We start from the raw sequence: 21,300 nt of genomic DNA on the forward strand, positions 1-21,300 counted from the left end.
GATGGAACCCGTCCTCCTCACCAACACTGGGGCGGGAGGACCGGTGCTGACCAGGAACCTGATCCACGCTGCGCGGGGGCGGGTCAGGTGGTGGGGGCGAGGCCGCGGCGGCGGAGCAGCGGGCCGGTGTCGGCGTCCCGGCCGCGGACGGCGCGGAAGGCGCCCAGCGGGTCGACCGAGCCGCCGCGCGACAGCAGCCGGCTGCGGAAGAGGTCACCGTTCTCCCGCCGCAGGCCGCCGTTCTCCTTGAACCACTCCACGGTGTCGGCGTCGAGCACCTCGGACCAGATGTAGGAGTAGTAGCCGGCCGAGTACCCGCCGGCGAAGACGTGCTGGAAGTAGGTCGTCCGGTAGCGCGGCGGAACGAGGTCGTAGGCGACGCCGGCGGCCTGCAGCGCCTCGGCCTCGAACGCCTGCGGGTCGGGGACGACGGTGTCCGGGCCGATCCGGTGCCACGCCTGGTCGAGGAGGGTCGCGGCCAGGTACTCGAGCGTGGCGAAGCCCTCGCCCCACAGCGCCGCCGCCTCGATGGCCTGCACCGTCTCGGCGGCCAGCGGCTCGCCCGTCTCGACGTGGGCCGCGTAGTGCGTGAGGACCTCCGGCCACAGCGCCCACATCTCGTTGACCTGGCTGGGGTACTCGACGAAGTCGCGCGGGACGCTGGTCCCGGAGAAGCGGGGGTAGGTCACCGACGAGAACAGCCCGTGCAGCGCGTGCCCGAACTCGTGGAAGAGCGTGGTGACCTCGTAGAGCGTGAGCAACGTCGGCTGCCCGGCGGCGGGGCGGGTGACGTTGAGGTTGTTGAAGACCACCGGCCGGGTGCCCAGCAGCGCCGACTGGCTGACGAAGGAGCTCATCCACGCGCCGCCGCGCTTGCCCTCCCGCGCGTAGAAGTCGCCCAGGTACAGGCCCACCGGCTCCCCGTCCGGCCCGGCGACCTCCCAGACCCGGGTGTCCGGGTGGTAGCCGACCAGGTCCGGCCGGGGGGTGAAGGTGTAGCCGTAGAGCAGCTCCGCGGCCCGGAACACGCCGTCGACCAGCACCCGGTCCAGCTCGAACCACGGCCGCAGCGCGGCGCTGTCGACCGCGTAGCGCTCCGCACGGACCCGCTCGGAGTAGTACGCCCAGTCCCAGGCGGCCAGCTCGACCCCGTCGGCGGCCGCGAGCCCGGCGAGTACCTCCGCCTCGGCCTTCGCGTTCGCCACGGCCGGCGGCACGAGCTCGGCGAGCAGCGCGTCGACGGCGGCCGAGCTCTTCGCGGTCTGGTCGGCGGCGATCAGGTCGGCGTGGGTGTCGAACCCGTGCAGGCGGGCCCGGACCGCCCGCAGGTGGGCGATCTCGACGGCCACCGGACCGTTGTCGTGCTCCCCGGCCGAGGCGCGGGTCACCGAGGCCTCGAACAGCCGCCGGCGCACACCCCGGTCGCGGAGCTTGGCCAGCGCCGGTTGTCCGGTGGGCAGGACCAGGGTGAGCAGGTACGCGCCCTCGTGCCCCCGCTCGGCCGCGGCGCCGGCGGCCGCGGCCACCTCGGCCTCGGACAGCCCGTCGAGCTCGGCGGCGTCGCGCACGAGCACGGCGGCCGCCTCGGTGGCCAGCTGCAGGTTCTGGTCGAAGCGGGTGTCCAGCTCGGCCAGGCGCTGGTTGAGCTCCCGCAGCCGGTCCCGGCCGGCGTCGTCCAGGCCGGCGCCGGACAGCACGAAGTCCAGGTGGTAGCGCTCGACCAGACGCAGCGACTCCTCGTCCAGGCCGGCCTCGGCGCGCCCGGCGTGGACGGCATCGACCCGGGCGAACAGGGCGGGGTCGAGCCGCAGCGCGTCGGAGTGCGCGGCGGCCAGCGGCGCGTACTCCCGCTCGATCTCGCGGATCCGCTCGTTGGAGACGGCCGAGGTCATGTTGGCGAAGACCCGCGCGGCGCGGCCGAGCAGCTCACCGGACCGCTCGAGGGCCACCACGGTGTTCTCGAAGCTCGGCTCGGCGGGGTCGGCGACGATCGCGGCGACCTCCTCCCGCTGCTGGGCCATCCCGGCCAGCAGCGCCTCGCGCACGTGCTCGGGGGTGATCTCGGCGAACGGCGGGAGCCGGTACGGCAGCGCCGACGGGGCCGCCAGCGGGTTCGACGCGGACAGGGGCGCGGAGGCCGGCGCGGAGGCCGGGACAGCGGTGCTCATCACCCGCCATCCTCGTCCTCCGTCGCCGGGTGGCCTCTCTGCAGGGTCCCGCCGCGAGCCTGCGAGCGGTGGGGCCCGGCCCCGGCCAGGAGCCCGCCCCGAGCGTGCGAGGGGTGGGTGGGACGGGGTCCTTCTACCTTCCTCAGCGCGTGGAGGTGCGCACGTACAGCCGCACCGACAGGGGGACGAAGACGATCAGGATCACCACGGCCCACAGCAGGCTGTAGAACACAGGGTGCTGCAGTGACCAGGCCTCGGCCAGCGGCGCGCCGGCCGGCACGTTGCCGAACAGCTCCCGGGCGCCCTGCACCACCGTGGACACCGGGTTCCACTCGGCGAAGGTGCGCAGGACCGAGGGGAAGCTCTCCAGCGGCACGAAGGCGTTGGACACGAACGTCAGCGGGAAGATCACCATGAAGCTGGCGTTGTTCACCACCTCCGGGGTCCGCACCAGCAGCCCCACCACCGCCATCAGCCAGCTGACCGCGTAGGCGAAGGCGAGGAGCAGGACGAAGCCGCCCACGGCCTCGCCGACGGAGGTGTTGATCCGCCAGCCCACCACCAGGCCGGTCAGCGCCATCACGACGATCGAGATGGCGTTGAGCCCGAGGTCGGCCACCGTGCGCCCGATGAGCACCGCCGAGCGGCTCATCGGCAGGGACCGGAAGCGGTCGATCAGCCCCTTCTGCAGGTCCTCGGCGATGCTCGCCCCGGTGATCGTGCTCCCGAAGACGACCGTCTGCGCGAAGATCCCGGGGAGCAGGAACTCAGCGTAGCTGACGTCGCCCGGCACGTCGATCGCGCCGCCGAAGACGTAGCGGAACAGCAGCACGAACATGATCGGCGACAGCGTCGCGAAGACGATCAGGTCGGGCACGCGCTTGACCTTGATCAGGTTGCGGCGGGTGATCGTGACGCTGTCGGAGACGGTCTCCGCCAGGGTGGTCATCGGTTCGCTCCTGCACTGACGGTGGTGGCGGACTCGTCCTGCTCGTCGGACGGCTCGTCGCCCTCGGCGGCGTGCCCGGTGAGGGTGAGGAAGACGTCGTCGAGGTCGGGGCGGCGCAGTCCGATGTCGAGGACCCCGGCGCTGTGGCCGTCCAGCCGGCGCAGCGCCTCGGCCAGCGCGTCGACGCCCCCGCTGACCGGCACGGAGAGCCGGCGGGTCTGCGCGTCCAGGCGCGGCTCACCATGGGTCAGTGGCCGCAGCGCCTCGGCGACCGCGCCCAGCTGCCCGGCGTCGGCGAGGGTCATCTCCAGCCGCTCGCCGCCGACCTGCGCCTTGAGCTCGTCGGCGGTGCCGCGGGCGATCACCCGGCCGTGGTCGATGACGACCATGCGGTCGGCGAGCCGGTCGGCCTCCTCCAGGTACTGGGTGGTGAGCAGGATCGTCGTCCCCTCCCCCACCAGGTCGGCGATGAACTCCCACATCCCCAGCCGGCTGCGCGGGTCGAGCCCGGTGGTGGGCTCGTCGAGGAACAGCACCCGGGGACGGGCGATGAGCGAGGCACCGATGTCGAGCCGCCGGCGCATGCCCCCGGAGTAGGTCTTGGCCGGCCGGTTGGCCGCGTCGGTGAGCTCGAACCGCTCGAGCAGCTGCTCCGCCCGCCGGCGTGCCTCCCGTGCGCTGAGCCGGTACAGCCGGCCGACCATCTCCAGGTTCTCCCGGCCGGTCAGGTACTCGTCGACCGCGGCGTACTGGCCGGTGAGCCCGATCATCGAGCGCACCTGGGCCGCCTCGGTGACCACGTCGAGACCGGCGACCTCGGCCCGCCCGCCGTCGGGCAGCAGCAGCGTGCTCAGCACCCGGACGATCGTGGTCTTGCCGGCTCCGTTGGGGCCGAGCAGACCCAGGACGGTGCCCTCGGACACGGTGAGGTCGACCCCACCGAGCGCGGTGGTCTTCCCGAACCGCTTGAGGAGCCCCTCGACGACGACGGCGTAGCTCATGCCGGCGACCGTAGGCCGGGAGTCCGACGGTTCCGACCGCTTTTCCGCGATCCACCGGGAACCGCTAGGACCCGCCACCTAGGCGCTCACCCTCCGTCATTCGCTGGCCGCGCACCGTGATGATATGGGGCGGCTCAGACGGGTCGGGCGGACGGAACTCGTCGGCGGGGCGGTCAGTCCGTCCGGACCGGGTACCCCGCGGCGACCAGCGCCGCCAGCACCTCGCGGGCGTGGTCGGGGCCGCGGGTCTCCAGGTGCACCGCGACCTCCACCTCGCCGAGGTCCAGTTGCGCCGTCGTCCGCTCGTGCTCGACCGTCAGCACGTTGGCCTGCAGACCGGCCAGCTCCTGCAGCAGGGCGGCCAGCGAACCCGGCCGGTCGGGCACGTGCACCCGCAGGTTGAGGTAGCGGCCCGCCGCGGCCATGCCGTGCTGGACGACCTTCAGCATCAGCAGCGGGTCGATGTTGCCGCCGGAGACCACCGCCACCACCGGGGGCGCGAACGCCGCGGGGTCGGCGAGCACGGCGGCCACCGCGGCCACCCCGGCCGGCTCGACGACGAGCTTCGCCCGCTCCAGGCAGAACAGCAGTGCCCGGGACAGGTCTGCCTCGCTGACGGTGCGCACCTCGTCGACCAGCCCGGCCACGTGGGCCAGGGTGAGGTCCCCGGGCGCGGCGACGGCGATGCCGTCGGCCATCGTGCTCATCGCGGTGAGCGGCACCGGGTGGCCGGCCGCCAGCGACGCCGGGAACGCGGCCGCCGAGGCGGCCTGGACGGCGACGACCCGGACGCCGGGACGGCGGTCCCGCACCGCCGCGGCGATCCCCGAGACGAGCCCGCCGCCGCCGGTGCAGACCACGACGGTGGCCACGTCCGGGCACTGGTCGAGCAGCTCGAGGCCCACCGTGCCCTGCCCGGCGATCACGTCGGGGTGGTCGAACGGGTGGATGAAGACCTTCCCGGTCTCGGCGGCGAGGTCGATCGCGGCGGCGAGCGCCTCGGTGAGCGTCGCGCCGACGAGCCGGGCGTCGGCGCCGTAGCCGCGGGTGGCGGCGACCTTGGGCAGCGGCGCGGACTGCGGCATGAACACGGTGGCCTGGGTGCCGAGCTCGCGGGCGGCCAGCGCCACCCCCTGGGCGTGGTTGCCGGCGCTCGCCGCGACCACCCCGCGGGCCCGCTCCTCGAGACTCAGCCGGGAGATCCGGGTGTACGCCCCGCGGATCTTGAACGAGCCCCCGCGCTGCAGGTTCTCGCACTTGAGCCACACCGGGCCGCCGACCCGCTCGGCCAGCGCCCGCGAGTGCTCCAGCGGGGTCCGCCGCACGACGCCCTCGAGCAGCCGGGCGGCAGCCTCGACGTCCGCGCCGCTCACCAGGGGGACCGCACCGACCTCATCGACGTCCGACACGTCCCGATCCTCGCAGTCGGGAGGGAGGACGGGAGGACACCCGGCTGTCGCAGCCCCGTCGTACCGTGGTCGAGGTGACGGACGCCGCACCGCTCGGGACCGCTCCGGCCCCGGCTCCCCCCGCTTCCACGACCCTCGGCGAGCTCCGCGAGCGCGGGGCCGCCTTCCGGCCCGTCAAGGCCGAGCTCCGCGACAACCTGCTGGCCCGCCTGGCCGCCGGGCAGCGCTCGCTCCCGGGCATCGTCGGGTTCGAGGACACGGTGGTGCCCGAGGTCGAGCGCGCCCTCATCGCCGGACACGACCTGGTCCTGCTGGGCGAGCGGGGGCAGGGCAAGACCCGGCTGATCCGCACCCTGGTCGGCCTGCTCGACGAGTGGACGCCGGTGCTGGTCGGCAGTGAGCTCAACGAGCACCCGCTGCACCCGATCAGCGTCTGGGCGCACCGGCAGATCGCCGAGCACGGCGACGACACCCCGGTCGGCTGGCTGCACCGCAGCGAGCGGTTCGGCGAGAAGCTGGCCACGCCCGACACCAGCGTCGGCGACCTCATCGGCGACGTCGACCCGATCAAGGTCGCCGAGGGCCGCACGCTGGGCGATCCGGAGACGGTGCACTACGGCCTGGTGCCGCGCACCAACCGGGGCATCTTCAGCGTCAACGAGCTGCCGGACCTGGCCGAGCGCATCCAGGTGGCGCTGCTCAACGTGCTCGAGGAGCGCGACATCCAGATCCGCGGCTACCGGGTGCGGCTGCCGCTGGACCTGTTCCTGGTCGCCAGCGCGAACCCCGAGGACTACACCAACCGCGGCCGGATCATCACCCCGCTCAAGGACCGGTTCGGCGCCGAGGTGCGCACCCACTACCCGCTCGAGCTCGCCGACGAGCTGCGGCTGCTGCGCCAGGAGGCGCACACGACCTGGCTCGGCGGCGAGGGCTTCGACGCCCCGATCGTGCCGGAGCACCTGGTCGAGATCATCGCCCGCTTCACCCGTCTGGTGCGCGAGTCCACCCACGTGGACCAGCGCTCGGGGGTCAGCGCCCGGTTCGGGATCGCCGGGCTGGAGACCGCGGCCGCCTCCGCCGTCCGCCGCGCCGCGGTGGCCGGCGAGAGCCGGCCGGTGGCCCGGGTGGTCGACCTGCCCAGCATCGTCCCGGCCAGCCGCGGCAAGGTGGAGTTCGCCGACTCCGGCAGCGACCCCGACGACGACCGGGAGCTCGAGGTGCTCGAGCACCTGCTGCGCCAGGCGACGGCGCAGACCTTCCGCGCCCGCTGCGGCGGGCTCGACCTCACCGGCCTGCAGGAGCACTTCACCAGCGGGGACACGGTGGAGTCCGGCGAGCTGGTGCCGGCCGCAGCGCTGCTGGGGCAGCTGGGCACCGTGCCCAACCTGGCTCAGCTGCTGGGCCGGCTGGGGGTGCCCGAGGGCGAGGAATCCGCCGAGCAGGCCGCGGCCGCGGTGGAGTTCGCGCTCGAGGGGCTGTGGCTGACCCGGCGGCTGGCCAAGGACAGCGACGGCACCCGCACGGTGTACGGGGCCTAGCGATGGCCCGCGGACGCCCGGGCCGGGGGTACCGGTACGGGAGGTGGCACGGCGGCCCGGACCCGCTCGCGCCGCCGTACGACGTGGCCGCCGCCGTCGACGAGATCGGCGACCAGGTGCTGTCGGGCAGCGGTGTCCGCGAGGCGCTGCGCGACCTGCTCCGCCGCGGCCTGGACGGGCGCCGGGGCCTGGACGCGCTGCGCCGGTCGGTCCGCGACCGGCTGCGTCAGGCGCGGCAGGCCGGGCGGATGGACGGGACGCTGGAGCAGGTCCGGGAGCTGCTGGACCAGGCGGTGGAGGCCGAGCGGCGGGCGCTGTTCCCCGACCCGGACGACGCCGCCCGGCTGGCCGAGGCCGAGCTCGACGCGCTGCCGCAGGACACCGCCGGCGCGGTGCGGGCGCTCAAGGACCACCAGTGGCGGTCCCCGGAGGGCGAGGCCGCCTACCGGCAGATCGAGGACCTGCTCCGCCAGGAGGTCCTGGACAGCTCGTTCCAGGGCATGAAGCAGGCGCTGCAGGCCATGCAGGACGGCGACAGCGCCGCCATGCAGGCCGTCAAGGACATGATCGCCGACCTGTCCGCGCTGGTTGACGCGCACAACCGGGGTGAGGACACCGAGCAGCGGTTCCGCGAGTTCATGGACAAGCACGGGCAGTTCTTCCCCGACGACCCGCAGTCGGTCGAGGAGCTGATCGACTCCCTCGCCCGCCGGGCCGCCGCCCAGGAGCGGATGCTCGCCGGGATGTCGCCCGAGCAGCGCGCGGAGCTGCAGGACCTGATGGGCCAGGTGATGGAGGACCTGGGCCTGCAGAGCGAGATGGCGCACCTCAACGACGCGCTGCGCCGGGCCCGCCCCGACCTGCCGTGGGGGCAGCGCGGCCCGGTGCCCGACGGCGAGCAGTCCCTCGGGATGGGCGACGCGACGACGGCGGTCGCCGAGCTCGCCGACCTGGAGGCGCTGTCCCAGCAGCTGTCCCAGGGGTACGCCGGGGCCTCGCTGGCCGACGTCGACGAGGAGCTGCTGGAGCAGGCGCTGGGCCGCTCCGCCGTCGACGACCTGGCCGCGCTGCGCCAGCTGGAACGCGAGCTGGAGCGGCAGGGCTACCTGCAGCGGTCCGACGGGAAGATGCAGCTGTCCCCCAAGGCGGTGCGGCGGCTGGGCGCCACCGCGCTGCGCCGGGTGTTCGCGAAGCTGTCGGCCACCGGCCGGGGCGAGCACGACGTGGCCGACGCCGGCGCGGCCGGGGAGCTCACCGGCGCGTCCCGCGAGTGGCTGTTCGGCGACGAGCAGCCGCTGGACGTCGTCCGGACGGTCCGCAACGCGGTGCTGCGCACCGCCGGCCAGCCACGTCCCGAGCATCAGCGGCGGGTGCGGATCGCCGTCGAGGACTTCGAGGTCGTCGAGACCGAGCGGCGGACCGGCGCCGCGGTGGCGCTGCTGGTCGACCTCTCCTACTCGATGGCGCTGCGCGGCACCTGGGGTGCGGCCAAGTCGACGGCGATGGCCCTGCACTCGCTGGTGACCACCCGCTTCCCGCAGGACGCGATCGAGATCATCGGCTTCTCCTCGACGGCGCAGGTACTGCGTCCCGAGACGCTGGCCGAGCTCAGCGTGGACACCCTGCAGGGCACCAACCTGCAGCACGGGCTGATGCTGGCCCGGCGCTTCCTGGCCCGGCACCGCGACGCCGAGCCGGTGGTGCTGGTGGTCACCGACGGGGAGCCGACCGCGCACCTGGAGGACGACGGCACGCCGTACTTCTGCTGGCCGCCGATGCCCGAGACGATCGCCCGCACCGTCGCCGAGGTGGAGCGGGTGGCCCGCTCGGGCGCCGTCCTCAACGTGTTCGCCCTCGACCCGGAGCCGGGGCTGGTCGAGTTCGTGCACGAGATCACCCAGCGGGCCGGTGGCCGGGTCTTCCAGCCCGACAGCGAGCGGCTGGGCGAGTACGTGGTGGCCGACTACCTGCGCGTGCGGCGCGGCTCCCGCCGCCGCTGACGGAAGGACCCCCTTCCCCCCGCCCTTCGCGAGCTCAGGGCGGGCCCCTGGAAGGGGGCCGTCTCCCCCACCGCTCGCAGCTCGCAGCGGGACCCTGCAGAGGGGGCCACCTCCAGGACGCGCCTCGGCGGTCGGGGACACTGGGCCGGTGAGCACGGAAGCCGGCCGGGCCCTGCAGACGGGCACGATCACCATCGAGCAGGTCGACGCGGCGGCCACCTACGAGCTGCGCGCGCAGGAGCTCCGCGAGGGCCGGGCGGCGGAGATCGAGGAGGACGACGCCCGGTACACCCTGCACCTGGCCGCGCGCCTCGACGGCGGCGAGATCGTCGGCGTGGTCCGGTTCCACCCGCGCGACTGTCCCTGGGTGGGCGCGGCCGAGGCGCCGTGGCAGCTGCGCGGCATGGCCACCGACCCGCGGGTACGCGGGCACGGCGCCGGCCGGGCGCTGGTCGCCGAGGGCCTGTCCCGGGTGGCCGCGCGCGGCGGGGACCTGGTGTGGTGCGACGCGCGCGCCTCGGCGGTCGGCTTCTACGCGAAGCTGGGCTTCACGATCGTCACCGACGAGTACGACCTGCGGCCGGTCGGCCCGCACCGGGGCATGGTCATCGAGCTGCCGATCCGCTGACCGGATAGGCCCCGCTGGAGCTGATCCCGGGGATCAGGCCGGCCCGGAAGGCGTCGACGAACAGCCGGTGGTCCTCCTGCGTCCGCCGGGCGTAGGAGTGCGCGAACCGGACCAGGTCCTCGACGAACTCCTCCCGCCGCGCCCCGATCAGCGCGGTGATCGCCTCCTCGGTCTGGAAGGGCACCAGCGTGTGGTCGCTGTCTGCGTCGCCCACGCAGTGCAGCTTCGCCGTCGCCCGGCCGAGCTGGACGAGCACCGGGCGGATCTCCTCCGGCTCGTTCAGGTCGTCCCACTCCAGGTCGCTCTCGTAGGGCGAGAGCTCCTGCACCACGAAGCCGACCCCGCCGATCTCGGTGTGCCCGAGGAACTGGGAGGCGTTGGCCTGCAGCGCCCGCTGGCTCACCGCCGTCCGGTGGCCGTGGTGCTCGAAGTACCCGCTGACCTCGGGGTCGTCGACCACCCGGCTGGGCGCGGCGACGTTGCCCTGCTTCAGCGACAGGACGACGTCGTTCTCCAGCGCCTGGTCGTAGCCCTCGATGAGCACGCTGTACGCGGGCAGGCCGGCACTGCCGATGCCGAAGCCGCCGGTGCCGACCACGTCCTTGACGTCGTAGGCCACGTCCCGCGCGCGCCGCGGCGGGTACACGGTCCCCCGCCAGCGCTCCAGTGCCCGCAGCACCTCGGCCCGCTCGCCGTCCTCCAGCCGGCGGTTGCGCGGCAGGTCGGCGAAGCGCCGCTCGTGGCGCTCCACGACGGTCAGCCGGTCCAGCAGGCCCACCCGGGTGCGGGACGTCGTCCCCAGGATCAGCTCCTGCACCGCCCCCTCGGTGTTGTCCCGGGTGAGGGCGAAGGAACGGTCCTCGTCCGACCGCGTGAACGCGTCCACCTGATCGAGGTAGCTGCTCAGGTACACCCGCAGCAGGTCGCCGATGACGTCGTCGCCGAGCGCCTTGCGCCAGGCCAGCAGCGCGAAGCTCGCGCAGAACCGCCGCAGGTCCCAGCTGACGTGCCCGACGTAGGCCTCGTCGAAGTCGTTGACGTCGAAGACGATGCGCCCCTGACCGTCCATGTAGGTGCCGAAGTTCTCGGCGTGCAGGTCACCCTGGATCCACACGCGCGACGTCCGCTCGTCGGACCAGGGATCCTCCTCGGTCGCCACATCGGCGTAGAACAGGCAGGCGGAGCCGCGGTAGAAGGCGAACGGGTCGGCCGCCATCTTGCGGAACTTGCTGCGGAAGGCATCGGCGTCGGCAGCCATCAGCTCGGCGAAGGCGTCGACGAGGACGTCGACGATCTGCTGCTGACGCTGTGCGTCGTCCGTCGGGGTGAGGTCAGCTCGGGCGGCCACGGCCCCACGCTAGGCGGTGGCTAGCCTGGCGATCAGCAGCTCCGCTGTGGGTTCGCGGACGAGGCGAGAGGACGAGCCGGGTGACGCGTGCGAGCAGGGCGCGGCGGCTCGCCGCGGGCGCCTTCTACGGGGGCAGCGGCCTGGGCCTGGCCGGCGCGGGGCTGGTGACCCTGCTGCGCCACGAGGCCCGGTCGGCTCGACGCCGGGTCGTGTCCCGCACCCCGAAGGCCGATCCGCCCACCGGCAACGGTCTCTACGGCCGGGGCCGCGGCAAGCCGATCGTGCTCGCCGTGCTGGGTGACTCCAGCGCCGTGGGACTGGGCGTGCACTCGGCCAACGAGACCCCCGGGGTGCTCGTCGCCGCGGCGCTGGCCGAGCTCGCCGAGCGCCCGGTGCGGATGGTGCGGCTGGCGGTCTCCGGAGCGCAGTCCAAGGACCTCGCCGCCCAGGTCGAGCAGGCGCTCCCGGAGCGGCCCGACGTCGTGATGATCATGATCGGCGGGAACGACGTCACCAGCCGCACCCGGCCGGCCACCTCCGTGCGCCACCTCGCCGAGGCGGTCCGCGCGCTCGTCGGCGCCGGCTGCCACGTGGTCGTCGGCACCTGCCCGGACCTCGGCACGATCCGGCCCATCGCCCAGCCACTGCGCCTGGTGGCCCGGCGCTGGAGCCGCAACCTGGCGGCGGCGCAGACGATCGCCGTCGTGGCGGAGGGCGGCCGCACCGTGTCGCTGGGCTCGGTGCTCGGCCCCAGCTTCGCCAGCGACCACGGCCTGTTCAGCCCGGACGAGTTCCACCCCTCGGCCCCCGGCTACGCCGCCGCGGCCGCGGTCATGCTGCCGTCGGTCGCCGACAGCATCGGGGTCTGGCCGGCCGCCGCCGACCGTGGCCTGCGGCTGCGCCGGGACACCGTGCGGCCGATCGCGAAGGCCGCCGCCCGGGCCGCCGGCCACACCGGCACCGAGGTGCAACCCACCGAGGTGCGCGGCCAGGAGAGCGGGCGGCGCGGGCCGTGGGCGCGGCTGCGCCGACGCCGGCCGCCGGAGATCCCCACCCCCAGCCAGGCCGACCAGGCGGCCCGGGCCGGCGCCGAGACCTGAGCCGCGGGGCTGCGGGGCGGGCCGGCTACCCGGGGGTAGGTTCGGGGCAGATCCGTCGTCCGCCGCCGTCCCGCCGGTGGCGTCCCTCACCGTGGAGGACCGCATGCCCGAAGCCGTCATCGTCGCCGCCGCCCGCTCGCCGATCGGCCGCGCGTTCAGGGGCTCCCTGAAGGACCTGCGGCCCGACGACCTGACCGCGACGATCGTCCGGGCGGCGCTCGACCAGGTGCCCGCGCTCGACCCGACCGACATCGACGACCTCATGCTCGGCTGCGGCCTGCCCGGCGGGGAGCAGGGCTACAACATGGCCCGGATCGTCGCCGTGCTGCTCGGGATGGACCACCTGCCCGCCACGACGATCACCCGCTACTGCTCCTCGTCGCTGCAGACCAGCCGGATGGCGATGCACGCGATCAAGGCCGGCGAGGGCGACGTGTTCATCTCCGCCGGGGTGGAGATGGTGTCCCGGTTCGTGAAGGGGACCTCCGACTCCCACCCGGACACGCAGAACCCGCACTTCGACGCCGCCCAGGCCAAGGCGGCCAAGGCCGCCGAGAGCGGCGCCGACTCCTGGCGCGACCCGCGGGAGGACGGCGAACTCCCCGACGCCTACGTCGCGATGGGGCAGACCGCGGAGAACCTGGCGCTGCTCAAGGACGTCTCCCGCCAGGAGATGGACGAGTTCGCGGTGCGCAGCCAGAACCTCGCCGAGCAGGCCATCGCCGACGGCTTCTGGGAGCGGGAGATCACCCCGGTGACGCTCGCCGACGGCACCGTCGTCAGCAGGGACGACAGCCCGCGGGCCGGCACCACGCTGGAGGGCATCGCCGGGCTCAAGCCGGTCTTCCGCCCTGACGGTCGGGTGACCGCCGGCAACGCCTGCCCGCTCAACGACGGCGCCGCGGCGCTGGTGATCATGAGCGACCGCAAGGCGGCGGAGCTCGGGGTCGCACCGCTGGCCCGGATCGTCTCCACCGGGGTCACCGGCCTGTCGCCGGAGATCATGGGCTACGGCCCCGTCGAGGCCTCGAAGCAGGCGCTCGCCCGGGCGGGGATGACGATCGACGACATGGACCTGGTGGAGCTCAACGAGGCGTTCGCCGCCCAGGTGATCCCCAGCTACCGGGACCTGGGCATCGACATCGACAAGCTGAACGTGCACGGCGGCGCGATCGCCGTCGGCCACCCGTTCGGGATGACCGGCGCCCGGATCACCGGCACCCTGGTGAACGGCCTGCGCGCCCGGGACGGCCAGTTCGGCCTGGAGACGATGTGCGTGGGCGGCGGCCAGGGCATGGCGATGGTCATCGAGCGGCTGTCCTGAGAACGGCCCCCTGCAGGGGGTCGGGACGACGAAGGCCCGGCCCCCTCGGGGGGACCGGGCCTTCGTTCGTTCAGGAGGTCACTCGCGGAAGTAGCTCAGCAGCCGCAGGATCTCCAGGTACAGCCAGACGACCGTGACCAGCAGGCCGAAGGCGATGTACCAGGCGAACTTCGGCGCGACGCCGCGGCGGATCGCCTCGTCGGCCATGTCGAAGTCCAGCAGCAGCGAGAACGCCGCGACACCGATGATCAGCAGGCTGAAGCCGATGGCGAGCGCGCCGCCGTCCCGCAGCCCCAGACCGCCCGGGGTGAAGAACGAGGCGACCAGGTTGACCAGCATCAGCGTCAGGACGCCGAACATCGCGCCGACGACCCAGCGGGTCAGCTTCGGGGTGACCCGGATGGCGCCGGTCTTGTAGACGACCAGCATCCCGAAGAACACACCGAAGGTGCCGATCACCGCCTGCATGACGATGTTGCCGCCGAAGTTGGCGTTGTACAGCTCGCTGATCGCGCCGACCGCGACGCCCTGCAGCGCCGCGTAGGACAGCGTCGCCGCCGGGTTGGCGATCTGCTTGAACGAGATCACCAGGCCGAGGACCAGCGCCGCGATGACCGCGGGGAACACGAGGGCGAGGCCGGTGTTCCCGGGCATCGCCCAGGTCAGGGCGGCGGCCAGCACGGTCACCAGGAAGGTGACGCCGGTCTTGGTGACGACGTCGTCCATCGTCATGTAGGCGCGACCGGTCGCCGCGTACGGCGACGGGGCGGCGTAGGGGTCGTACTGGGTGGGCGCCCCGCCGTACGTCTGCTGCGGGCCCGCGCCCCAGCTCGCGTACTGGCCGGGGCCCGCCGCCGGGAACCCCCGGCTGAAAGCGGGGTTGCTGCTGGGCATCGTCATCTCCTCGAGGTGACTTGTCGGTCCGTGGGGTACAGCCTCGTACACCCCACGCTGTCCGGTCCAACGCCGGCACCCCCCGGGTAGTTCCGAGTGCCTCGGCACCACCCGGACGGGTGCCCCCGGTCGGGTTCGAACCGACACTGGGACCCTTTTAAGGGGCCTGCCTCTGCCGATTGGGCTACGGGGGCCGGCCCGGACCCTAGCCGCCGGCGGCGGCCAGCTGGCGCGCCCGGGCCAGCACGGCGTCCAGCATCGGCTCGGTGAGCCTGCCGGTGAAGGTGTTCTGCTGGCTGACGTGGTAGCTGCCCAGCAGGGTCAGTGTTCCCCGCGGGCCGGCGAGGGCCACCTCCACGCCGTGCCCGAAGGCGGGCCGCGGGCGCGGCAGCTCGTAGCCGGCGGCGCCGAGGACCGGCCACAGCGCCGTCCACCCGAACCCCCCGAGGACGACGACCACCCGCAGCCGCGGCAGCAGGGACAGCTCGCGCGCCAGCCACGGCGAGCAGGTGTCCCGCTCCTCGGGGGTCGGGGCGTTCGCCGGCGGCGCGCACCGCACCGCGGCGCAGACCCGCACGTCGGTGAGCTGGAGCCCGTCGTCCTTGTGCACCGAGGTGGGCTGGTTGGCCAGGCCCGCCCGCCACAGCGCGGCGAAGATCCAGTCGCCGCTGCGGTCCCCGGTGAACACCCGGCCGGTGCGGTTCCCGCCGTGGGCGGCCGGCGCCAGGCCGACGACGGCGATGCGGGAGTTCGCGGGCCCCAGCCCGGGCACCGGCCGGCCCCAGTACTCCTCGGACCGGAAGGACGCCCGCTTGACCCGGGCCACCTCCTCCCGCCAGGTGACCAGCCGGGGGCAGGCGCGGCAGCCGGAGATCCACTCGTCGAGAACCGGCAGCTCCCGCGTGCTCCGCGCCGCCCGCACCACACCGGCCGCGCTGCGGGTCACCGGGTAGCCGTCTGCGTCGCGTGCCACGGCGGTCAGCAGACCACGACGGCCCACCCGGTCCGCACCGGCCCCCGGCGCCAGGCATGATCACGGCATGGCGACGAAGGGCACACGGCAGCCGGTGCGGGAGCTGGGGACGGGGCGGACGGTGGAGAAGGCGGCGAAGGTGAAGCCCCCACTCCTCTACAAGCTGCTCGGCCCGGCGATGGCCATCCCCTCCGGGATCCTCGTGAAGAAGGCCGCCGACACCGCGTGGCTCAAGGTCCGCGGCTACCCGCCGCCGAAGAACCCGGCGGCCCCGGGCGTCACGTGGCCGGATGCGCTGGCCTGGGCCGCCGTCTCCGGCGTGCTGTACGCGTCGGGCCGGTTGGTCGCCGCGCGCGGCGCCGCCGCCGTCTACACGAAGCTGACCGGGCACGTCCCGCCCGGCGCGAACGCCGCCAGCGCCGCGTAGCCCACCGGCCCCCTCCAGGCCGTCCCCGAGCCTGCAAGGAGCCCAGGCGCGGGTCCTCCCGCTATGCCTCGGAGAGGCGGAGGGCGATGCCGTCGAGGATGTCGTGCTCGCTCACGACCACCTCGTCCAGACCGAACCCGTCCATGATCTCGCGGAGCACCAGCGCACCCGCGCCGATCACGTCGACCCGGCCAGGGTGCATCACCGCGTACGCCGCGCGCCGCGCGCGGGTGTCGGTGAGCAGGGCGGCGGTGACCGCGCGGACGGCGTCCACGGTGATCCGGGAGCCGTGGATCGCCTCCGGGTCGTAGGCGGGCAGCTCGAGGGCGAGCGCGGCGACCGTCGTCACCGAGCCGGCCAGGCCTACCAGGCTGGCCGCCTGCTCGACCGGCACGACCGCGCGCACCAGGTCCAGCGCGGCGCGGATGTCGGCCTCGGCGGCCTGCACCTCGGCAGGCAGCGGCGGGTCGCCGTGCAACCGGCGCTCGGTGAGCCGCACGCACCCGACGTCCACCGAGTGGGCCGCCCGGACGCCACCGGCGTCGCCGAGCACGAACTCCGTCGACCCGCCGCCGATGTCGACCACCAGGAACGGCGGCCGCGGCGCCGGGGAGCCGTGCGCCCGCGCGGCCGCGGCGAGCGAGGCCGTGGCGCCCAGGTAGGACAGCTCGGCCTCCTCCACGCCGGTCACCACGTCCGGGAGCTGGCCCAGCGTGGCCAGCACCATCTGCTCGAAGTCCGACCGGTTGGCGGCGTCCCGGGTGGCGCTGGTGGCGACCATCCGCACCCGCTCGGCACCGAGGTCGCGGGCCTGCTGCACGTACTCCGCGAGCACGGCCCGGGTGCGCTCGATCGCCTCGGGCGCCAGCCGCCCGGTGGCGTCGACACCCTGGCCGAGCCGGACGACCTCCATCCGGCGGAGCAGGTCGGTGTGCGGCCCCTCCGGCGGCACGTCGGCGACCAGCAGGCGGATGGAGTTCGTGCCGCAGTCGACGGCGGCGACGCGGCTCATCGGATGTCCTCCGGGTCCTCGGGGGACGGCTGGGCGCAGGGTCCCGCGGCCCACCACTCCCCCATCCCGGCGACCGCCCGGTCGCCGATCGGGTTCACGCCGGGGCCGGCCGCGAGGGCGTGACCCGCCAGCGCGTGCAGGCACTTCACCCGATCGGGCATCCCGCCGGCCGTGGTGCGGGTCGGCAGCACCCCGCGGTCGTCGCGGGTGGCCAGGTAGGACTCGTGGGCGGCCCGGTAGGCCGCGGCGAGCTCGGGGTCGGTCGCCAGCTCGGCCTGCCACTCCTTCATCCGGCCGCCGGACTCCAGCCGGCTCGCGGCCGCGGACGCCCGGGGGCAGGTCAGGTAGTACAGCGTCGGGAACGGCGTGCCGTCCTCGAGCCGCGGCGAGGTCTCCACCACGTCCGGCTGGCCGCACGGGCAGCGGTGCGCCACTCCGACGAGGGCACGGGGCGGGCGGCCCAGCTGGCGCGCCACGACCACGCGCTCCTCCGGGGTCACCGGCGGTGAGAGCGGGGTGACGGCGGGGTCGACGGGCTTGTCCACCCGTCGAGTCTGCGGCAGGGCGTCAGCGCCTCGAGCACGACCCCCCACCGGCTCTCCTGCAGGGGCCCGACCCGAGCGTCAGCGAGGGGTGGGGGCAGGAGGGTCCTTCCTCAGCTGCCCGGCGGCGTGGGGTCACCGTCGGCCGCGGCCAGCGACCCGAGCAGCCCCTCGTACCAGGGGACCTCCGCGTCGGTGCCGGCCTCGCCGGCGGGGGGGTCCGCGGTGTCGCCCGGGTCGCCGGCGTCACCGACGACGACCAGCCGGTCCCCGGGCAGCACGTAGGTGAGCCGTTCCCGGGCCCGCTGGGCGATGTAGGCGGGGTCGGACTGCCGGTCCAGCTGGGCCTGCAGCTCGGTCGCGCGGCGGGACAGGTCCTCCCGCTCGGCGGCGAGCGCGGCGAGCTCCTGCCGGCCGGCGACGTACTGCCGCACCGGGCCGGCCAGGGTGAGCGCGAGCAGCAGCACGAGCACACCGAGGACCACCGCCCGCCCGCTGAAGCGGGGACCCCGACGGGTCGCGGTGGACCGGGACGCGCTGCGGGTGGTGCGCCGTCCGGGCCGGCTGTCGGCCGCGGCACGCGAGCCCGCCCGCACCGGTCGCGAGGTGGTCCGGCGGCGTGGGCCACCGGACCGGCCGCGGCGGGTGCGGGCGGTGCTCATCCGGCGCCGGTCAGCCGCGGGCGAGGCGCGGGAACGCAGCGGCGCCGGCGTAGCGCGCGGCGTCGTCGAGCTCCTCCTCGATCCGCAGCAGCTGGTTGTACTTGGCCACGCGCTCGCTGCGGGCCGGGGCACCGGTCTTGATCTGCCCGCAGTCGGTGGCGACGGCGAGGTCGGCGATCGTGGTGTCCTCGGTCTCGCCCGAGCGGTGGCTCATCATCGAGCGGTAACCGCTGCGGTGGGCCAGGTTGACCGCGTCGAGGGTCTCGGTGAGCGTGCCGATCTGGTTGACCTTGACCAGCAGCGCGTTGGCCGCGCCGCGCTCGATGCCGTCGGCCAGCCGGGCCGGGTTGGTGACGAACAGGTCGTCGCCGACGATCTGCACCCGGTCGCCGAGGGCCTCGGTGAGCGCCACCCAGCCGTCCCAGTCCTCCTCCGACAGCGGGTCCTCGATCGAGACGATCGGGTAGGCGTCGACCAGGCCGCGGTAGTACTCGGTCAGGTCCGCGGAGCTGAGCGTCTTGCCCTCGAACGCGTAGCCCGCCTCGCTGTGGAACTCGGTGGCCGCGACGTCCAGGGCGAAGGCGATGTCGGTGCCGACGGCGTACCCGGCCTTGTCCACCGCCTCGGTGATCAGGTCGAGGGCGTCCCGGTTGCTCGGCAGGGAGGGCGCGAAGCCGCCCTCGTCGCCCAGCCCGGTGGCCAGTCCGCGCTGCTTCAGCACGGACTTCAGCGCGTGGTAGGTCTCCGCGCCGACCGCCAGCGCCTCGGCGAAGCTGGCCGCGCCGATCGGCGCGATCATGAACTCCTGCACGTCGACGTTGCTGTCGGCGTGGGCGCCGCCGTTGAGGATGTTCATCATCGGCACCGGCAGCAGGTGGGCCGACGGACCGCCGACGTAGCGGAACAGCGGCAGGCCGGCGGACTCCGCGGCGGCCTTGGCCACCGCCAGGCTCACCCCCAGGATCGCGTTCGCGCCGAGCCGGGACTTGTCCGGGGTGCCGTCGAGGTCGATCAGCCGCTGGTCGATCAGCCGCTGCTCGGCGGCGTCGTACCCGACGAGCTCGGGACCGATGACGTCCAGGACGCCGTCGACGGCCTGGGTCACCCCCTTTCCGCCGTAGCGCTCGCCGCCGTCACGCAGCTCCACGGCCTCGAAGGCGCCGGTGGAGGCGCCGCTGGGGACCGCCGCGCGGGTGATCGTCCCGTCGTCGAGGGCGACCTCGACCTCCACGGTGGGGTTGCCGCGCGAGTCGAGGATCTCCCGCGCACCTACTGCATCGATGCTGGCCACGGCGAGCAGCCTAGTCAGCCCGGCGGGTCGACCGGGACCCCCGCGTCCCACCCGGTCGCGCGTCGTCCGGCACCCCCGCCCCGGCCTGCGACGATGACCAGCGATGACGACGCCGACCGCACTCCGCCCGCACCGCCGGGCCGTCCGCCAGCTGCTCCTGGGGCTGGTCCCGGTGCTGGTCGTGGGGCTGGTCGCGCTGGGGGTCCTGGGCGCCCGGCTGCCCGCGCTGCGGGCCCCGCTGGCCGCCGCGTCGGCCACCGCCACCGCGACGGTCACCGATGTGGGCGGCCCACCGGACGGCCGCGGGCTGACCGTCTCCTTCCCCGACGCGGAGGGGCGCGAGCGCACCGGACGGCTCGAGCTGCCCAGCGCCCTGGCCGTTCCGGTCGGCGCGCAGCTGACGGTGCGGTACGACCCCGACGCCGCGCCGGGCGGGACGACGACGGTCCACGCGGACGGCGACGCCGCCTCCGCTGCCGTCGCGGACGTCGTCTTCGGGCTGGTCGCGGTGGTGCTCGTGCTGCTGGTGGTCGCCGGCGTCACGCTGGCCCGGATGGCCGGTCGGGCCCGGCTCCGGCGCCGGCCGGCGACCCGGGCGACGGCGACGCACGTCGTCGTGCGGCGCGGTCTGCTGGTGCGCAGCTGGCTGGAGCTGACCACCCCCGCCGGCCTGCGCCGGCTGCCGGTGTACTGGGCGCCGGAGGTCGACCGGCTCGCGCCCGGCGCGGTGGTGGAGGTGCGCGGCGACCCGGCCCGCGACCGGCTGGTGCTGCCGGTGCTGGACGGCGCGGAGGTGTGGCCCTCCGGGCGGGTGCGCCGGGACGAGCCGGCCGGCGAGGTGCGCCCGGCGCCGGTCGACCCCGCGGCGGCCGAGGTGGGGATGGGCCGCCAGGCCCGTGCCGACGGCGTCCTGCCGTTCCTCGCCCCCGTCTTCGGGCTGCTGTGGGCCTACGTCGACGGCACCGGGGTGGGCGGCTTCGCGACGGCGACGGCGCTGTCGGCCGCCGTCCTGTTCTGGCTGCCGCAGCTGCTGGGCTCCGACCCCCACGCACCCGGGCGCGGGTGAGTCACCCCTCGGCGGCGCGGGCGTGCGCGGCGGCGTCCAGCTCACCGGCGTAGCGCCGCACGGCCTCGCGCAGCGCGTCCTCGACGTCCCAGCCGCGCTGCTCGGCCGCGACGACGACGCCCAGCAGGCGCTCGCCGAGCGCCTCCGGGCTGTCGACGGTCAGCTCCCCCGGCGGCGGCGTGGGCAGCCCCGCGCGGGTCGCCCGGCGGGCGAGCGCCGCGCCCCAGGACGCGGCCGGCTGCGAGCGGGAGACGCCCTCGGTCGGCGACCGGCGCTGCTTCTCGGCCTTCTTGATCTCCTCCCAGCCCGCCTCGACCTGCGCCACGTCCCGGGGACCCGCGTCGGCGAACACGTGCGGGTGCCGGCGGACCAGCTTGCCCACCAGGTCCCCGGCCACGTCGTCGACGTCGAAACCCGCGCCGGGCGCGGCCTCCGCGGCGACGCGGGCGTGGAAGACCACCTGCAGCAGGACGTCGCCGAGCTCCTCGCGCATCGCCACCGGGTCCTCGTCGACGATCGCGTCGTAGGCCTCGTGCGCCTCCTCCAGCAGGTAGCCGCGCAGCGAGGAGTGGGTCTGCTCGGCGTCCCACGGGCAGCCGCCGGGTGAGCGCAGCCGGTCCATCACGGCCACGACGTCGAGCAGCCGGACACCGGGCGGCTCGGGGGCGCCGTCCACCCGGGGCACGCCCTCGAAGCCGGCGGCCTCCTCGGCGGTGGCCAGCAGCACCGTGCCCGGCACCGGCGCGGCGGCCGCGGCGGCCTCCGCCGGGTCGGGCACGTCGGTGACCGGCTCACCCGCAGCCCGCAGCGCGGCCGCGGTGCGCGCCGCACCCGGCAGGGCGAGGACCAGCGGGGCACCGGTCACGGCACGCCAGCCGGCGGGCCCGAGGAGACCGGGGAGCCGGGGGCTGACGGTGACGAGGAGCGCGACGGGCACCCGGCCAGTCTCCTCCGGACGCGGCGAC

At 74.9% G+C, this 21,300-nt stretch carries 19 protein-coding genes and 1 tRNA gene; 7 read left to right on the forward strand and 13 right to left on the reverse strand.

Annotated features, from left to right (window positions below; all coding sequences use genetic code 11):
• Positions 1–83: 83 nt before the first annotated feature.
• The 4 genes from HK417_RS08805 to ilvA all read right to left on the reverse strand — a co-directional run bounded on the left by HK417_RS08805 (position 84) and on the right by ilvA (position 5,527).
• Entirely contained in the window at positions 84–2,168 is a 2,085-nt protein-coding gene (locus HK417_RS08805; protein WP_222265464.1) for a M3 family metallopeptidase, read from the reverse strand.
• A gap of 142 nt (positions 2,169–2,310) precedes the next feature.
• Entirely contained in the window at positions 2,311–3,117 is an 807-nt protein-coding gene (locus HK417_RS08810; RefSeq protein ID WP_222265466.1) for an ABC transporter permease, read from the reverse strand.
• Positions 3,114–4,118 (reverse strand): ATP-binding cassette domain-containing protein, encoded by a 1,005-nt coding sequence (locus HK417_RS08815; RefSeq protein ID WP_222265468.1) that lies wholly within the window; start codon positions 4,116–4,118, stop codon positions 3,114–3,116. The genes HK417_RS08810 and HK417_RS08815 overlap by 4 nt, the downstream gene beginning before the upstream one ends.
• 173 nt (positions 4,119–4,291) lie before the next feature.
• The gene (ilvA, locus tag HK417_RS08820; RefSeq protein WP_222265470.1) at positions 4,292–5,527 is read right to left on the reverse strand and encodes a threonine ammonia-lyase; all 1,236 of its coding nucleotides are present in this window, start codon (positions 5,525–5,527) and stop codon (positions 4,292–4,294) included.
• A 74-nt stretch (positions 5,528–5,601) separates the two neighbouring features.
• Between ilvA and HK417_RS08825 the strand changes: the two genes are divergently transcribed.
• The 3 genes from HK417_RS08825 to HK417_RS08835 all read left to right on the forward strand — a co-directional run bounded on the left by HK417_RS08825 (position 5,602) and on the right by HK417_RS08835 (position 9,696).
• Positions 5,602–7,068, forward strand: coding sequence for a magnesium chelatase (locus tag HK417_RS08825; RefSeq protein WP_308123465.1), 1,467 nt, complete (start codon positions 5,602–5,604; stop codon positions 7,066–7,068).
• A gap of 2 nt (positions 7,069–7,070) precedes the next feature.
• Positions 7,071–9,068, forward strand: a complete 1,998-nt coding sequence (locus HK417_RS08830; RefSeq protein WP_222265474.1) for a VWA domain-containing protein — start codon at positions 7,071–7,073, stop codon at positions 9,066–9,068.
• Between the two features lie 148 nt (positions 9,069–9,216).
• The gene (locus HK417_RS08835; protein ID WP_222265476.1) at positions 9,217–9,696 is read left to right on the forward strand and encodes a GNAT family N-acetyltransferase; all 480 of its coding nucleotides are present in this window, start codon (positions 9,217–9,219) and stop codon (positions 9,694–9,696) included.
• Here HK417_RS08835 and HK417_RS08840 read toward each other — a convergent pair.
• Positions 9,674–11,044 carry a DUF2252 domain-containing protein gene (locus HK417_RS08840; RefSeq protein WP_222265478.1) on the reverse strand — a complete coding sequence of 457 codons (1,371 nt, stop codon included), beginning with the start codon at positions 11,042–11,044 and terminating at the stop codon, positions 9,674–9,676. The genes HK417_RS08835 and HK417_RS08840 overlap by 23 nt on opposite strands.
• Before the next feature lie 80 nt (positions 11,045–11,124).
• Between HK417_RS08840 and HK417_RS08845 the strand changes: the two genes are divergently transcribed.
• Together HK417_RS08845 and HK417_RS08850 are read left to right on the forward strand one after the other, a co-directional pair.
• A complete protein-coding gene (locus tag HK417_RS08845; protein WP_222265480.1) occupies positions 11,125–12,144 on the forward strand; it encodes an SGNH/GDSL hydrolase family protein in 1,020 nt (339 codons plus the stop codon).
• A gap of 103 nt (positions 12,145–12,247) precedes the next feature.
• Positions 12,248–13,468, forward strand: coding sequence for an acetyl-CoA C-acetyltransferase (locus HK417_RS08850; RefSeq protein ID WP_222265482.1), 1,221 nt, complete (start codon positions 12,248–12,250; stop codon positions 13,466–13,468).
• Between the two features lie 78 nt (positions 13,469–13,546).
• Here the strand turns inward: HK417_RS08850 and HK417_RS08855 are convergent, their stop codons facing one another.
• The 3 genes from HK417_RS08855 to HK417_RS08865 form a co-directional block, all read right to left on the reverse strand.
• Positions 13,547–14,362 carry a Bax inhibitor-1/YccA family protein gene (locus tag HK417_RS08855; RefSeq protein ID WP_222265484.1) on the reverse strand — a complete coding sequence of 272 codons (816 nt, stop codon included), beginning with the start codon at positions 14,360–14,362 and terminating at the stop codon, positions 13,547–13,549.
• Positions 14,363–14,482: 120 nt separating this feature from the next.
• Positions 14,483–14,556 (reverse strand) — tRNA-Leu (locus tag HK417_RS08860).
• 11 nt (positions 14,557–14,567) lie between these two features.
• Positions 14,568–15,335 carry a uracil-DNA glycosylase gene (locus HK417_RS08865; protein ID WP_308123466.1) on the reverse strand — a complete coding sequence of 256 codons (768 nt, stop codon included), beginning with the start codon at positions 15,333–15,335 and terminating at the stop codon, positions 14,568–14,570.
• A gap of 67 nt (positions 15,336–15,402) precedes the next feature.
• Here HK417_RS08865 and HK417_RS08870 point away from each other — a divergent pair, with 67 nt between their 5' ends.
• The gene (locus tag HK417_RS08870; protein ID WP_222265486.1) at positions 15,403–15,762 is read left to right on the forward strand and encodes a DUF4235 domain-containing protein; all 360 of its coding nucleotides are present in this window, start codon (positions 15,403–15,405) and stop codon (positions 15,760–15,762) included.
• Between the two features lie 61 nt (positions 15,763–15,823).
• Here HK417_RS08870 and HK417_RS08875 read toward each other — a convergent pair whose 3' ends face one another.
• The 4 genes from HK417_RS08875 to eno all read right to left on the reverse strand — a co-directional run bounded on the left by HK417_RS08875 (position 15,824) and on the right by eno (position 19,269).
• Entirely contained in the window at positions 15,824–16,774 is a 951-nt protein-coding gene (locus HK417_RS08875; protein WP_222265488.1) for a Ppx/GppA phosphatase family protein, read from the reverse strand.
• Positions 16,771–17,319, reverse strand: coding sequence for a DUF501 domain-containing protein (locus HK417_RS08880; RefSeq protein ID WP_222265490.1), 549 nt, complete (start codon positions 17,317–17,319; stop codon positions 16,771–16,773). The genes HK417_RS08875 and HK417_RS08880 overlap by 4 nt, the downstream gene beginning before the upstream one ends.
• A gap of 110 nt (positions 17,320–17,429) precedes the next feature.
• Positions 17,430–17,978, reverse strand: a complete 549-nt coding sequence (locus tag HK417_RS08885) for an FtsB family cell division protein (RefSeq protein WP_222265492.1) — start codon at positions 17,976–17,978, stop codon at positions 17,430–17,432.
• Positions 17,979–17,988: 10 nt separating this feature from the next.
• Entirely contained in the window at positions 17,989–19,269 is a 1,281-nt protein-coding gene (gene eno, locus HK417_RS08890) for a phosphopyruvate hydratase (RefSeq protein WP_222265494.1), read from the reverse strand.
• Between the two features lie 103 nt (positions 19,270–19,372).
• Between eno and HK417_RS08895 the strand changes: the two genes are divergently transcribed.
• Positions 19,373–20,335 carry a DUF3592 domain-containing protein gene (locus HK417_RS08895; RefSeq protein ID WP_222265496.1) on the forward strand — a complete coding sequence of 321 codons (963 nt, stop codon included), beginning with the start codon at positions 19,373–19,375 and terminating at the stop codon, positions 20,333–20,335.
• A gap of 1 nt (position 20,336) precedes the next feature.
• Here the strand turns inward: HK417_RS08895 and HK417_RS08900 are convergent, their stop codons facing one another.
• A complete protein-coding gene (locus HK417_RS08900) occupies positions 20,337–21,272 on the reverse strand; it encodes a MazG family protein (RefSeq protein ID WP_222265498.1) in 936 nt (311 codons plus the stop codon).
• Positions 21,273–21,300: the final 28 nt, after the last annotated feature.

The organism is Modestobacter marinus, assembly GCF_019799945.1.
GTDB classification, from domain to species: domain Bacteria; phylum Actinomycetota; class Actinomycetes; order Mycobacteriales; family Geodermatophilaceae; genus Modestobacter; species Modestobacter marinus_B.

Bases quoted from the DNA above. Each gene is read 5' to 3' on its own strand.
- HK417_RS08805 (WP_222265464.1), bottom strand. From the start codon at position 2,168: ATGAGCACCGCTGTCCCGGCCTCCGCGCCGGCCTCCGCGCCCCTGTCC.
- HK417_RS08810 (WP_222265466.1), bottom strand. From the start codon at position 3,117: ATGACCACCCTGGCGGAGACCGTCTCCGACAGCGTCACGATCACCCGC.
- HK417_RS08815 (WP_222265468.1), bottom strand. From the start codon at position 4,118: ATGAGCTACGCCGTCGTCGTCGAGGGGCTCCTCAAGCGGTTCGGGAAG.
- HK417_RS08830 (WP_222265474.1), top strand. From the start codon at position 7,071: ATGGCCCGCGGACGCCCGGGCCGGGGGTACCGGTACGGGAGGTGGCAC.
- HK417_RS08850 (WP_222265482.1), top strand. From the start codon at position 12,248: ATGCCCGAAGCCGTCATCGTCGCCGCCGCCCGCTCGCCGATCGGCCGC.
- HK417_RS08855 (WP_222265484.1), bottom strand. From the start codon at position 14,362: ATGCCCAGCAGCAACCCCGCTTTCAGCCGGGGGTTCCCGGCGGCGGGC.
- HK417_RS08870 (WP_222265486.1), top strand. From the start codon at position 15,403: ATGGCGACGAAGGGCACACGGCAGCCGGTGCGGGAGCTGGGGACGGGG.
- HK417_RS08875 (WP_222265488.1), bottom strand. From the start codon at position 16,774: ATGAGCCGCGTCGCCGCCGTCGACTGCGGCACGAACTCCATCCGCCTG.
- HK417_RS08885 (WP_222265492.1), bottom strand. From the start codon at position 17,978: ATGAGCACCGCCCGCACCCGCCGCGGCCGGTCCGGTGGCCCACGCCGC.
- HK417_RS08895 (WP_222265496.1), top strand. From the start codon at position 19,373: ATGACGACGCCGACCGCACTCCGCCCGCACCGCCGGGCCGTCCGCCAG.